The organism is Arthrobacter sp. NPDC058097 (assembly GCF_042884885.1).
Classification (GTDB): domain Bacteria; phylum Actinomycetota; class Actinomycetes; order Actinomycetales; family Micrococcaceae; genus Arthrobacter.
Map to the genome: position 1 here is coordinate 138,372 of NZ_JBHVSZ010000003.1, position 13,181 is coordinate 151,552.

The window sequence follows — 13,181 nt, forward strand, 5'->3', positions numbered from 1 at the left end:
ATGCTGAATTTCCCAAGCCGGGGACCGGATGGACTGTCCCTGTCGGTTATCGGGACCGGGTACCTCGGGACCACGCAGGCCGTGTGCATGGCGCTGCTGGGCCACCGGGTGGTGGGCATCGACGTCGACGACGCCAAGATCCGCTTGCTGTCCAGCGGGCAGCTGCCGTTTTTCGAACCCGAACTGGACGAATTGCTCCGCCGGATGCTGGACAGCGGCAGGCTGACGTTCACGAGTGACTTCTCCGCCGCCCGCTCCGCGAGTGTCCACTTCGTCTGCGTCGGCACCCCGCAGATGCCTGATTCGCCGGCAGCCGACCTGCGCTTCGTGAACGCTGCCTTCGCCCGACTGGCCCCGCACCTGGACCGGCATTGCCTGGTCGCGGGAAAGTCCACCGTTCCGATTGGCACAGCGGAGGGCCTCACCACTTTCCTTCAGCTGAACGCCCCGGCCGGCACCCTGGCGGAACTCGCGTGGAACCCGGAGTTCCTTCGCGAGGGGCACGCGGTGGAGGACACCCTGCGCCCGGACCGGCTGGTGTTCGGTGTTGCGTCCGGCTGGGCCCGGGACCGGCTGGCCGCCTGCTACGCACCCATCATCGCGGACGGCACCCCGGTGGTGGAGACCGACCTCGCCACCGCAGAACTCGTCAAGGCCGCCGCCAACTCCTTCCTGGCCACCAAGATCTCCTACATCAACGCAATGGCCGAGATCTGCGAAGCCACCGGCGCCGACGTCAACCAACTCGCCACCGCACTCTCCTACGACAACCGCATCGGCGGCCGCTTCCTCAAACCCGGCCTCGGCTTCGGCGGCGGCTGCCTACCCAAAGACATCCGCGCCTTCACCCACCGGGCCCGGGAACTCGGCGTCGGACAGGCCGTCGGCTTCCTGCAGGAAGTGGACGCCATCAACCAGCGCCGCCGCCAACGCACCGTGGATCTCATCACCGAAATGGCCTGCGGCGACCTCACCGGCGTCCACGTCACCGTCCTCGGCGCAGCCTTCAAACCCGACTCCGACGACATCCGCGACGCCCCCGCCCTTGACGTCGCCCGCATGCTCCACCAGGCCGGCGCCAAAGTCACCGTCTACGACCCCAAGGCCATGGCCAATGCCCGCCGCAGCTATCCGGACCTCGCCTACGCCGAGACCCTCGAAGCAGCCGTCACCGGGGCCGAAGTCGTGGCCCTCCTCACCGAATGGGACATCTTCCGCCAAGCCGACCCCGCCGCACTCGGCGCCCTGGTGCAGTTACGGAACATCGTGGACGGCCGGCACGCCCTCGACGCCGACGCCTACCGCGCCGCCGGATGGGACTACCGCGCCCTCGGCGCGCCCAACAAGCTACCCGCGCGGGTTGTTCAGGGTTCAGTTGCTGTGGAGGGGCAGGTGCCGCAAGGGGTGTAGCAGGGCGGTGCAGTTAGAGTACGGGGCAGTCAGAGTGCTGGGTCCGGCGTTCCGGCTGATTTGTTGCGGGTTTCCATCAGGTGCAGCTGCAGCTTTGCTTCTGCTTCCCGGCGCCGTTTGGCCTGCTCGCGCATCTTGCGTGTTGCCTCGGAGCCTTCGGAGTGGATCAGTCCGGCCGTTCGATTGTGGGGAGCGCCACCGCCGGAGGGTGCCGCCGCCATAAGTTCTTCGCTCATGCCCAATGGTCACATGGGCGTGATCTTGCGGGAAGGGTTGTTGCCGGAGCGTGACCGGATCGGAACCCGGCGGCATTCATAAGGGCCGGCGGCGGTTGGGAAGGCACCCCGGGCTCGTAAGGATCGCTCTCCAGGGCTCTTGCCGTCGGCCCCACCTTTATTTTACGAGCCCGGAGCCCCGCAAAACAGGGGCATTTACGTCTTCCTGGCTGCTGCCCGGCCAGACTTTCATTTCGGAAATTTCCGACATATCCTGCAGTCGTGCTTCCCGACATCTTCGGCGCCCTGGCCAGCCCGGCGCGGCGCGCCATTCTCGATGAGCTCCGCAACGGGCCGCGGACAGCGGGCCACCTCACGGGCCTGCTCGAACAGAGCCGTTCCACGGCGTCGGAACACCTCGCCGTGCTTCGCGGGGCGGGGCTCGTCCGGGAAGAACGACAGGGAAGAAACCGGATCTACCACCTTCAGGCGGCCGGCCTGGCCGAGGTGGGCGGCTGGCTGAAGCACTACGAGCACTGCTGGAATCTGCGCCTTGATGCGCTGGGCAACCTACTGGACTGCAACCTATCGAACGAGGAGCACCCATCATGACCGAGAACACGATCCGCCTCACCCGGCACTTTCCGCACCCGCCGGAGGCAGTCTGGAAGGCACTCACGACGCCGGACCTGCTTGCCCGCTGGTTGGCGCCGGGAGACATTGCGCCGACGGTCGGCCACCGCTTCACGCTGGACATGGGCGCGTGGGGCACCCAGCAGTGCGAAGTTCTCAGCGTCGACCCCGGCACCTCTATCAGCTTCCTGTTCGCCGAGGGCGGCCTGGACACCACCGTCACATGGACGCTCGAGACCGTCGAGGATGGAACAGTCCTGCACCTCGAGCACGCCGGGTTCAAGCTCGACACCCCGATGGGCCAGCAGGCTTTCGACGGCATGGGCAACGGCTGGCCCGGGGTGCTGTCCCGGATCGACGGCGTGCTGGCGGACGCAGCGCGGGCTTAGACCGGCCCCGTCCCAGCACTCACGCGCGCGGCCGCATCAGCGGCGGGTTCAGTACCGCACGTACCGGCTGACCCGCCGCTGTTCGAGCCGACTCTGCGAGCCGGAAAAGCGCGGCCGGCCTGCCGGCGTCGCCCTCAGTCATTCTCCCCGTATCCTCCAGAAACCCGGGCGTACCTGTTGCCTTGCGGTGAAAATTCCGGGGATCCAGACGCGTACCCCACACGGCTTCGTACACGGTGCGCAGTTGGGCAATGGTGAACTCCTTGCCGCAAAAGGCTGCGCCCAGCGGCGAGTACTCGAGCTTCGACTTCGCCCGCTCCAGGGCGTCGCCGAGAATCAGCTCATGGTCGAAGGCCAGTTGCAGCCCGCCGTCCAGGACTTGACTGACCGGATACCACCCGGCGCGCTCCGCGTCGCTCCCGGCGGAAAGCACAGGGAAATCAGGCGCCAGAAGGAGATGCGCGACGGTTAGGACGTCGCCCCGCGGGTCGCGCCCCTTCGGGCCGTAGCTGCCCAGTTGCTCGAGATGCCCCGGGACCTGCTCGACGCCGGTTTCTTCCGCCAGTTCTCGGGCTGCCGCCGTCGTCAGATCCTCACCGGCCAGGACGAAGCCACCCGGCAGGGCTAGCCTGCCGCGGAAAGGTTCGATGAGGCGGGTAATGAGCAGGACATTCAGGACGTCCTCGCGCACGGTGAGGGCGACGATGTCCACCGTCACAGGGAAGAGCGCGGGCGCTGGAGATGCATCAGGCATGGACCCATCCTAGGTAGTTATCGTCATATTGACAATAAATCGAACGCGGGCTTATGGTCAGTTATCGTCAAATTGACGACAATATCGATGACTGAGGAGATTGCCATGGCGAACATCAAGCGCTACCCCTGGATCAGCCACTTCCTGGGCAGCCCCACGGGATATGTCGTGCACCTGCAGAAGGGGACGGTCAGGCACCAAGGAGTGGGTCAGGCATTTTGGTTCCGGCCGGCAAATTCCGTGCTCAGCGAGGTTCCCGTTGACGATCAGGAACTGCCGACGCTCTTTCACGCAATTACCCGCGACCACCAGGACGTGAGCGTCCAGGCCAACGTGACCTACCGCTTTGTGGACCCGGTTGCCGTTTCGAACAGGCTCGATTTCGGCCTGCAGCCGCCCGGTTCCGCACCGGCATCCGGCAGGGAGCAAGTGGCCACCATCATCGGCCAACTCTGCCAAAGCCAGGCGATCGACCAGATTGCAACCACCACGCTGGCCGAAGCCCTGGAGCGCGGAGTCAGCCAGCTTCGCTCCGTCCTCACAGAATCACTCCGCGCAGACACACGGCTCTTGTCCACCGGCATCGAAGTCCTCGGCGTCCAGGTTCTCGCAGTACGTCCGGAGTCCGACGTCGAACGCGCCCTGCAGACACCGGTGCGTGAACAGTTGCAGGCCGAAGCGGACCGGGCCGTGTACGAACGCCGGGCACTCGCCGTCGAGCGTGAACGCACCATCTCGGAAAACGAGATGTCCAGCCGGATCGAACTGGCCGTCCGACGTGAAAACCTGGTGAGCCAGGAAGGCACCAATGCGCGGCGGGAGGCGGAGGAGCGGGCCGCCGCGGACCTCATCGAGGCGCAGGGGTCGGCCCAGCGCAAGGGCATCGGCGCCGCGGCGGAGGCCAACCAAATCCGACTGGTGGGCGAAGCGTCGGCAGCACGCGAGGCCGCCGCCATGGAGGTCTACCGCGGCATGGAACAGGCCACCCTGCTGGCTCTGGCACTGCGCGACGCTGCAGGTTCGCTGCCCTCCATCGGGAACCTGACCATCACGCCGGACCTGCTGAGCGGCGCCCTCGCGGGGCTGTTCCGGGAGCCGGGGGCTGCCACCCGCGCGGCCAGCGCCACTGCCGCCCGGATCGAGAAATAGGGAACCACCATGGCAAACCCCCGCCTCGTCATCGTCCACCGGCGGACCGAACTGCAGGATCTCCTCGACCGGCACGCCACCCGCGGCCAGGCGGAATTCTTCCTCCGCACCCGGGGCCGGAGCATCCAGGATGTCCAGGAGCGCCACGACCGGCTCGCTGCGGCTTTGGCAACAGTCCGCGCCGCGATTCCAGCCGACTGGCGCCATGCGGAGGTGGAGCGCGCGGACCTGCCGCGCTTCCTCCTCACTCCCCAGGACATCATGGCAGTGGTGGGCCAGGACGGACTTGTGGCAAACCTCGCCAAGTACCTGGATGGCCAGCCAGTCATCGGGATCGATCCGGAACCCGGGGCCAACCCCGGCGTCCTGGTCCGGCACACTCCCAAGGCTGCCGCCCGGCTGCTCCAGGAGGCTTCGCAGAAGGGGTTGGAGCGGCTAGGCTGCCAAGCGCTCACAACCGTGACTGCACGGCTCGACGACGGTCAGGAACTTTCCGGGCTCAACGAAGTTTTCATCGGGCACGCCTCGCACCAGTCAGCCCGCTACCAACTCACTGCGCCGGACGGCCGGGCTGAGCGTCAGTCCTCGTCGGGCCTGATCGTTTCAACAGGAACAGGTGCGACCGGCTGGTGTGCATCCATTGCCTTGGAACGCGGCGGACGGGCCGCTTTGCCGGCCCCTACGGACCCGCGGCTCGCATGGTTTGTCCGTGAGGCCTGGCCCTCCCCCACCACCGGCGTATCGCTGACCGAGGGCTCCCTTGAACCGGACCATATGCTGAGGATCACGGTGGCGTCCGATCGGCTGGTGGTGTTCGGCGACGGCATGGAGGACGACCGGCTCACGGCTTCATGGGGGCAGGAGATCACCGTGGCACTGGGAACGCGGCCGCTCCGGCTGGTGGTTTAGGAAGCATCCCCTCCCTACCAAGCCCACCTTGCTCCAGGCTCCCCTTGACTACCCCGCCACCCCTTCCCTACACTTTTCATAAAGCAGAATCTAAATTCCACAAAGCGGAAACGGTAATAAACCGAGAAGCAGGGAAGATAGATCAAAGCCCCTCCCCCGGAAGGACCTACGATGACGTACACAGTGAACTGCTCCATCCTCCTGACGGAGCTGCCCCTGCTCGAGCGCCCCGCAGCCGCGAAGGCGGCGGGCTTTGACGCCGTCGAGTTCTGGTGGCCCTTTGAGAGCTCAGTCCCTTCCGACGCCGAGACCACGGCCTTCGAGCGCGCCATCACCGATGCCGGCGTCCAGCTCTCCGGCCTGAACTTCAACGCCGGCAACATGCCCGGCGGCGACCGTGGACTGGTCTCCTGGGTGGGCCGTGAGGGCGAGTTCAAGGACAACATCGACGTCGTCGCCGGCATCGGCGAGCGCCTCGGTTGCAAGGCCTTCAATGCCCTCTACGGCAACCGTCAGGAGGAATTCAGCCCCGCGGAGCAGGACGAACTGGCAGCCAGGAACCTGGCCGCCGCTGCAGAAGGCGTGGCACGGATCGGCGGCACCGTCCTCCTCGAACCCGTCAGCGGAGCCCCGCGCTACCCGCTCCTTAAGGCCCAGGACGCGCTCGACGTGATCGCCAGGGTCAAGGCGGAATCCGGCGCACAGAACATCAAGCTGCTCGCGGACTTCTACCACCTGGCCGTCAACGGGGACGACGTCGCCGCGGTCATCGAAAACCACGCCAAGGACTTCGGCCACATCCAGATTGCCGACAACCCCGGCCGCGGGGCTCCCGGAACCGGCGAGCTTCCCCTCGGCGAGTGGATCGCCCGCAGCCGCGAACTCGGCTACAGCGGCTACATCGGCCTCGAGTACAAGGAACCGCAGGAAACCGCCTTCAGCTGGGCGATCCGCGAACACGCCGCCAACTAGTCCCCACCCGCACCCCAGCCTCGCAAGCTCGGCCGGGGACCCCTGCGGGCGTGGGCCCAGCCACCCGCACCCGCGCACCACAAACAGACTTCAGAAAGAGAACCATCATGAGCAACGTTGCAGTCATCGGACTCGGAATCATGGGACTGCCCATGGCCATCAACCTCGTCAAGGCCGGCCACACCGTCACCGGTTTCAACCGCAGCCAGGACAAGATCGACAAGCTCGTCTCCGAAGGCGGCAAGGGCGCGTCCAGCATCGCTGACGCCGTCAAGGACGCCGACGTCGTCATCACCATGGTGCCGGACTCCCCCGACGTCGAAGGCGTCGTCAGCGGCCCCGACGGTGTCTTCGCCAACGCCAAGCAGGGCACCCTCTGGATCGACGCGTCCAGCATCCGCCCCGACGTCGCCAAGCGCCTTTCGGAAGAAGCCACCGCGGCGGGCATCCGCCCCCTCGACGCCCCCGTCTCCGGCGGCGAACAGGGCGCCATCGACGCCGTCCTCTCCATCATGGTCGGCGGCGACAAGGCCGACTTCGAGGCGGCCCAGGACGTCCTGAACGCCGTCGGCAAGACCATCGTCCACGTCGGCCCCTCCGGCTCCGGCCAGACCGTCAAGGCTGCCAACCAGCTGATCGTCGCCGTCAACATCGAGGTCCTCGGCGAGGCCATCGCCTTCCTCGAGGCTTACGGCGTGGACACCGACGCCGCCCTCAAGGTCCTCGGCGGCGGCCTGGCCGGCTCCAAGGTCCTCGACCAGAAGGGCCAGAAGATGCTCGACCGCAACTTCGACCCCGGTTTCCGCCTCGCCCTGCACCACAAGGACCTGGGCATCGTCACCTCCGCCGCCCGCGAAGCCAACGTCTCCATCCCGCTCGGCGCCGTCGTCGCCCAGCTCGTCGCCGCCACCGTCAACCAGGGCGACGGCGGACTGGACCACTCGGGACTCTTCAAGCAGGTCCTGCAGCTCAGCGGCCGGAAGTAAGCACCCCGGTAAAGACCGGACAAAACAAGCAAAACCGGGCATCCGCCGTCGTACGCAAACGACGGCGGCTCCCCCAGCACACCCAAAATCCGCCCCGAACCGGGCAAAACAAAGACTTTTTAGGAGCACACCATGACCAAGATGCGCACCGTAGACGCTGCCATCGCCATCCTGGAAAAGGAGGGCGCCACCGAGGCGTTCGGCCTGCCGGGTGCGGCGATCAACCCGTTCTACTCCGCCATGCGGGCCCACGGCGGGATCCGCCACACGCTGGCCCGCCATGTTGAAGGCGCCAGCCACATGGCCGACGGCTACTCCCGCGCAGCGGACGGCAACATCGGCATCTGCATCGGCACCTCCGGCCCCGCCGGCACCGACATGATCACCGGCCTGTACGCCGCGTGGGCCGACTCCATCCCCATGCTCTGCATCACCGGCCAGGCCCCCGTGGCCAAGCTGCACAAGGAAGACTTCCAGGCTGTGGACATCGAGTCCATCGCCAAGCCCGTCACCAAGATGGCCATGACCATCCTGGAACCCGGCCAGGTTCCCGGCGCCTTCCAGAAGGCCTTCCAGCTGATGCGCTCCGGCCGCCCGGGCCCGGTTCTGCTGGACCTGCCGATCGACGTGCAGATGGCCGAGATCGAATTCGACATCGACACCTACGAGCCGCTGCCCGTCGAAAAGCCCAAGGCCTCCCGCAAGCAGCTGGAGAAGGCCCTGGACATGCTGACGGCCGGCGACCGCCCGCTGATCGTGGCCGGCGGCGGCATCATCAACGCCGGCGCCTCCGCGCAGCTGGTGGAGCTCGCCGAGCTGCTGAACGTTCCGGTCATCCCCACCCTGATGGGCTGGGGTGCCATCCCGGATGACCACGAGCTGATGGCCGGCATGGTCGGCCTGCAGACCAGCCACCGCTACGGCAACGAGTCCTTCCTGCGCAGCGACTTCGTGATCGGCATCGGCAACCGCTGGGCCAACCGCCACACCGGCGGCCTGGACACTTACACCGCCGGCCGCAAGTTCGTGCACATCGACATCGAGCCCACCCAAATCGGCCGTGTGTTCTCCCCGGACTTCGGCATCGCCTCCGACGCCGGCGCCGCCCTGGACGGCCTGCTGGAAATCGCGCGCGAACGCCAGGCCGCCGGAACCCTGCCGGACTACAAGGGCTGGGTTGCCGAGTGCGCCGAGCGCAAGGCCACCCTGCACCGCAAGACCCACTTCGACAACGTGCCGATGAAGCCGCAGCGCGTGTACGAGGAGATGAACAAGGCGTTCGGCAAGGACACCACCTATGTGTCCACCATCGGCCTGTCCCAGATCGCCGGTGCCCAGATGCTGCACGTGTTCGGCGCCCGCAAGTGGATCAACGCCGGCCAGGCCGGCCCGCTGGGCTGGACCGCTCCGGCCGCCCTCGGCGTCGTGCGCGGCAAGCCGGGCGAGAACGTGGTGGCGCTGTCCGGCGACTACGACTTCCAGTTCATGATCGAGGAACTGGCCGTGGGCGCGCAGTTCAACCTGCCGTACATCCACGTGGTGGTGAACAACTCCTACCTGGGCCTGATCCGCCAGTCCCAGCGCGGGTTCAACATGGATTACCACGTGTCCCTGGGCTTCGACAACATCAACTCCCCCGAGACCGAGGGCTACGGCGTGGACCACCTCAAGGTCGCCGAGGGCCTGGGCTGCAAGGCCATCCGCGTGACCAGCCCCGAGGACATGCCGGCCGCGTTCGACAAGGCGAAGGCACTGATGGGCGAGTTCCAGGTTCCCGTGGTGGTTGAAGTGATCCTGGAAAAGGTCACCAACATCTCCATGGGCCTGGAAATCAACGCCGTGAACGAGTTCGAGGAACTGGCCGCCACCGCCGCCGACGCCCCCACCGCCATCCTGGCCCTGCAGGACTAAGCAATGCGCATCGTTATCGCGCCGGACAAGTTCAAGGGCTCACTCTCCGCCCCGGACGTCGCCCGGCACCTTGAAACAGGGCTGCGCTCCGCCACCGCGGGCCGCCCCGAAACCCTTGAGGTACTGCGAATTCCCGTGGCCGACGGCGGCGAGGGCACCCTCGACGCCGCCGTCGGCTCCGGCTTCATCCGCCGGAGCGCCGTGGTCAGCGGCCCCACCGGGCAGCCGCTGACGGCGGAGTTCGCGGTCCGCGGCCGGGAGGCCGTGATCGAAATGGCCGCCGCTTCCGGCCTCGCCGTCCTGCCGCCCTCCGCCGTGTCCAAGCACGACGGCGGGCGGCCGGGTTCCGCTTCCGCCCGGACCGCCAGCAGCCTGGGCACCGGGGAACTCATCCGAGCTGCGCTTGACGCCGGCTGCCGGCAGATCATCCTCGGCGTCGGCGGCAGCGCCAACACCGACGGCGGCGCGGGCGTGCTGCAGGGCCTCGGCGCCCGGCTGCTCGACGCCGCCGGCAACGAACTCCCCCTCGGCGGCGCAGCCCTCGCTAACCTTGCCTCCATCGACTTCTCCGTCTTCGACACCCGGCTGGAGGAATCCCGCTTCGTCCTCGCGAGCGACGTGGACAACCCCCTGCTCGGCCCGGAAGGCGCGGCGGCCATCTTCGGGCCGCAGAAGGGCGCCACCCCCGCCGACGTGGGCGAGCTGGACGCCGCCCTCGCCAACTTCGTCCAGGTCCTCGCCGCGGAGATCGGCCCCCGGGCCGTCAAGGCCGCCAGCGCACCGGGCGCCGGAGCGGCCGGCGGTGTGGGCTACGCCGCCATCGCGGCACTGGCGGCATCACGCCGCCCGGGCATCGACGTCGTGCTTGAATTCACCCGGCTGGCGGAACGGCTGGCCGACGCTGACCTGGTGATCACCGGTGAAGGCAGCCTGGACGAACAGAGCCTGCTGGGCAAGACGCCCATGGGCGTAGCCCGTGCGGCGGCCGAAGCCGGGCTGCCGGTGCTGGCCGTCTGCGGCCGCACCACGCTGTCAGCCGAACAGCAGCGGGGGTCGGGTTTCCGGCAGGTCTACCCTTTGACGGCGCTGGAAAGCAGAGTTGAGATATGTATGGCTGAAGCAGGCCGACTGCTTGAAGAATTGGGTCAGCACATCGGCGTGCACCTGACCGACAGTGTTAATACGAAGGAGCCCCTGAATGTCTGAAGAACGCTTTGACCTGGTCATCCGGGGCCGGCGCATCCTCACCACCGCCGGGATCGCCGCCCGTGAAGTGGGCGTCCGCGGCGGCAAGATCGTCGCCCTCGAACCGCTCGGCAACGGCCTTGCCGGCACCGAGGTCATCGAACTCGCCGACGACGAAACCTTGATACCCGGCCTGGTGGACACCCATGTCCACGTCAACGAGCCCGGCCGCACCGAGTGGGAGGGCTTCGCCTCCGCCACCCGTGCTGCGGCGGCCGGCGGCGTCACCACCATCATCGACATGCCGCTGAACTCCATCCCGCCCACCACCAACGTGGACGGCCTCAAGCTCAAGCGTGAGGTTGCCGAGGACCAGGCGTTCGTGGACGTCGGGTTCTGGGGCGGCGCCATCCCCGGCAACAAAGCCGACCTGCGCCCGCTGCACGACGAGGGCGTCTTCGGCTTCAAGTGCTTCCTGCTGCACTCCGGCGTGGACGAGTTCCCGCACCTGGAGGCGGACGAGATGGAGGAGGACATGCGCGAGCTGAAGTCCTTCGACTCTCTCATGATCGTCCATGCCGAGGACTCACACGCCATCGACCACGCACCCCACCCCGGCGGCGCCCACTACTCCACTTTCCTGGCCTCCCGCCCCCGCGGCGCCGAGAACAAGGCCATCGCCGAGGTGATTGAGCGCGCCCGCTGGACCGGCGCCCGTGCCCACATCCTGCACCTTTCATCCTCGGACGCGCTGCCCATGATCGCGTCGGCAAAGCGCGACGGCGTGCACCTCACCGTGGAGACCTGCCCGCACTACCTCACGCTCATGGCCGAGGAAATCCCCGACGGCGCCACCGCGTACAAGTGCTGCCCGCCCATCCGCGAGGCCTCCAACCGCGAGCTCCTCTGGCAGGGCCTGCAGGACGGCACCATCGACTGCATCGTCTCCGACCACTCGCCGTCCACGCTGGACCTGAAGGACCTCGAGAACGGCGACTTCGCCGTGGCCTGGGGCGGCGTCTCCTCGCTGCAGCTGGGCCTGTCCCTGATCTGGACCGAGGCCCGGCACCGCGGCATCCCGCTGGAACAGGTCGTGTCATGGATGGCCGAGAAGCCCGCCGCCCTGGCGCGCCTCTCCAACAAGGGCCAGCTTGCCCTCGGTTACGACGCCGACTTCTCCGTCTTCGCCCAGGACGAGGCCTTCGTGGTGGACGTGTCCAAGCTCAAGCACAAGAACCCCATCACCCCGTACGATGGCAAGGCACTCTCCGGCGTGGTCCGCCGCACGTACCTGCGCGGCAACGTGGTGGACGGCCAGACCCCCGGCGGCAAGCTGATCCGCCGCGGCGGCATCTGAGGGCCGCGCGGTGGCTGTGCATGCCCATTCACCGCGCGGCACGTCGGCCCGTAATTTCGCCAAGGCCCACGGCCTGGCCGTCTGGGTAGCTCCGCCCGAAGGCCAGGACATCGATCCTGAGGTCCTGGCCCGGGCCGCCGAGCTGGTGCTGGCGCGGGCCCTTCAATTTGCTCCGGAGGCGGAAGTCCACTGGCCCGCCGCCGGAGCCGCTACTTCCGCTTCCGCCGCCCCAGGGGAGGGTGCGGTTGGCAGCGGAACCCAGGAACCGTCGTCGTCCGTTCCGGAGGACTCCCCGGAAACGGACGACGGCGGCGCCACCCACCTCCCGCCGTCGGCCGGGCACGTCAGCCGTGTCGCCGTGGACCTGGCCCAGTCCGAGGTGCTGCTGGACGGTGAACCGGTGCCGCTGACCGGCGTCGAATTCAAGCTGCTGCGCTACCTGGTGGAGCACTGCTCGCGGACCGTTGACCGGGAGGAGCTGCGGCTGTTCCTGGAGTCGTTCGACAGCCCCGGCGCCGCGACCCGGTCCATCGACGTGTACGTGGGGCGGGTGCGTCGGAAGCTGCATGGCGGCCGGCACGCGATCGCCACGGTCCGCGGCGGCGGCTACCGCTTCATCTGCGGACCCGCAGCCACCGTGCGAGGCCCGGCGGAATACAGTATCTAGGGCTGCTGTTATCCATATCAGTCCGATCAGTGATTGTGCTTGACCAGATTTTTCGCTCGAACCAGATCCATCAGAAGGAATGCCATGAGCCCCAAACTGACCACCAAGCTCCAGCCCGGAACCCAGGCGCCGGACTTCACCCTGCAGGACGCAGAAGGCAAGCAGACCGCACTGGCCGACTACCGCGGCAAGAACGTCATCGTGTACTTCTACCCCGAGGCCGCCACCCCCGGCTGCACCACCGAGGCCTGCGACTTCCGCGACAACCTGGCTTCCTTCCAGGGCTCCGGCTACGCCGTTCTGGGCATCTCCCCCGACGCGCCGGAGAAGCTGGCGAACTTCACAGGCGACTTCGACCTCACCTTCCCGCTGCTGGCCGACGAGGACCACGCCGTGGCACTGGCTTACGGCGCCTGGGGCGAAAAGCTCATCGACGGCGAGGTCCACGAGGGCATCGTGCGCTCCACCGTGGTGCTGGATCCCGAAGGCAAGGTCACGCTGGCCCAGTACCAGGTCAAGGCGCAGGGCCACGTCCAGGCGCTCCGCGAACAGCTCGGCGTCTGACCCCGGACCCGCCCTCACCTTTGGTCGCTTAAACCGAAACGCTCCCGCACTAGCTGCAGGAGCGTTTCGGTTTAAGCGAC

Annotated in this window: 14 protein-coding genes; 12 read left to right on the plus strand and 2 right to left on the minus strand. The window is 67.5% G+C overall.

From position 1 onward, the window contains the following. Positions 1-1,410, plus strand: a complete 1,410-nt coding sequence (locus ACFVTE_RS07150) for a UDP-glucose dehydrogenase family protein (protein ID WP_387098610.1) — start codon at positions 1-3, stop codon at positions 1,408-1,410. 29 nt (positions 1,411-1,439) lie between these two features. On the opposite strand, the gene ACFVTE_RS07155 is transcribed toward ACFVTE_RS07150, so the two are convergent. Beyond that, a complete protein-coding gene (locus ACFVTE_RS07155; RefSeq protein ID WP_387098612.1) occupies positions 1,440-1,646 on the minus strand; it encodes a hypothetical protein in 207 nt (68 codons plus the stop codon). A gap of 261 nt (positions 1,647-1,907) precedes the next feature. Here ACFVTE_RS07155 and ACFVTE_RS07160 point away from each other — a divergent pair, with 261 nt between their 5' ends. Both ACFVTE_RS07160 and ACFVTE_RS07165 read left to right on the plus strand, forming a co-directional pair. Further along, complete coding sequence (locus ACFVTE_RS07160) at positions 1,908-2,237, plus strand: ArsR/SmtB family transcription factor (RefSeq protein WP_387098614.1); 330 nt, start codon at positions 1,908-1,910, stop codon at positions 2,235-2,237. Continuing rightward, positions 2,234-2,647 carry an SRPBCC domain-containing protein gene (locus tag ACFVTE_RS07165; protein WP_387098616.1) on the plus strand — a complete coding sequence of 138 codons (414 nt, stop codon included), beginning with the start codon at positions 2,234-2,236 and terminating at the stop codon, positions 2,645-2,647. The genes ACFVTE_RS07160 and ACFVTE_RS07165 overlap by 4 nt, the downstream gene beginning before the upstream one ends. A gap of 19 nt (positions 2,648-2,666) precedes the next feature. Here ACFVTE_RS07165 and ACFVTE_RS07170 read toward each other — a convergent pair whose 3' ends face one another. Then, the gene (locus ACFVTE_RS07170) at positions 2,667-3,401 is read right to left on the minus strand and encodes an NUDIX domain-containing protein (protein ID WP_387098618.1); all 735 of its coding nucleotides are present in this window, start codon (positions 3,399-3,401) and stop codon (positions 2,667-2,669) included. Between the two features lie 105 nt (positions 3,402-3,506). Here ACFVTE_RS07170 and ACFVTE_RS07175 point away from each other — a divergent pair, with 105 nt between their 5' ends. The 9 genes from ACFVTE_RS07175 (at position 3,507) to bcp (ending at position 13,101) form a co-directional block, all read left to right on the plus strand. Next, complete coding sequence (locus ACFVTE_RS07175) at positions 3,507-4,550, plus strand: SPFH domain-containing protein (protein WP_387099017.1); 1,044 nt, start codon at positions 3,507-3,509, stop codon at positions 4,548-4,550. Positions 4,551-4,559: 9 nt separating this feature from the next. Then, positions 4,560-5,459 (plus strand): hypothetical protein, encoded by a 900-nt coding sequence (locus ACFVTE_RS07180; RefSeq protein ID WP_387098620.1) that lies wholly within the window; start codon positions 4,560-4,562, stop codon positions 5,457-5,459. 171 nt (positions 5,460-5,630) lie between these two features. After that, complete coding sequence (locus ACFVTE_RS07185; protein WP_387098622.1) at positions 5,631-6,431, plus strand: hydroxypyruvate isomerase family protein; 801 nt, start codon at positions 5,631-5,633, stop codon at positions 6,429-6,431. 107 nt (positions 6,432-6,538) lie between these two features. Further along, on the plus strand, positions 6,539-7,417 hold the full coding sequence (locus ACFVTE_RS07190) for a 2-hydroxy-3-oxopropionate reductase (RefSeq protein WP_387098624.1): 879 nt from the start codon (positions 6,539-6,541) through the stop codon (positions 7,415-7,417). A 132-nt stretch (positions 7,418-7,549) separates the two neighbouring features. Next, positions 7,550-9,328, plus strand: coding sequence for a glyoxylate carboligase (gene gcl / locus ACFVTE_RS07195; RefSeq protein WP_387098626.1), 1,779 nt, complete (start codon positions 7,550-7,552; stop codon positions 9,326-9,328). Positions 9,329-9,331: 3 nt separating this feature from the next. Continuing rightward, positions 9,332-10,534: a glycerate kinase gene (locus ACFVTE_RS07200; protein WP_387098628.1), complete on the plus strand. Its 1,203-nt coding sequence runs from the start codon at positions 9,332-9,334 to the stop codon at positions 10,532-10,534. Continuing rightward, entirely contained in the window at positions 10,527-11,870 is a 1,344-nt protein-coding gene (gene allB, locus ACFVTE_RS07205) for an allantoinase AllB (RefSeq protein ID WP_387098630.1), read from the plus strand. Before ACFVTE_RS07200 ends, allB begins: the two co-directional genes overlap by 8 nt. 10 nt (positions 11,871-11,880) lie before the next feature. After that, positions 11,881-12,537, plus strand: coding sequence for a winged helix-turn-helix domain-containing protein (locus ACFVTE_RS07210; RefSeq protein ID WP_387098632.1), 657 nt, complete (start codon positions 11,881-11,883; stop codon positions 12,535-12,537). Between the two features lie 84 nt (positions 12,538-12,621). Next, positions 12,622-13,101, plus strand: a complete 480-nt coding sequence (bcp, locus tag ACFVTE_RS07215; protein ID WP_236805334.1) for a thioredoxin-dependent thiol peroxidase — start codon at positions 12,622-12,624, stop codon at positions 13,099-13,101. Positions 13,102-13,181 lie beyond the last annotated feature (80 nt).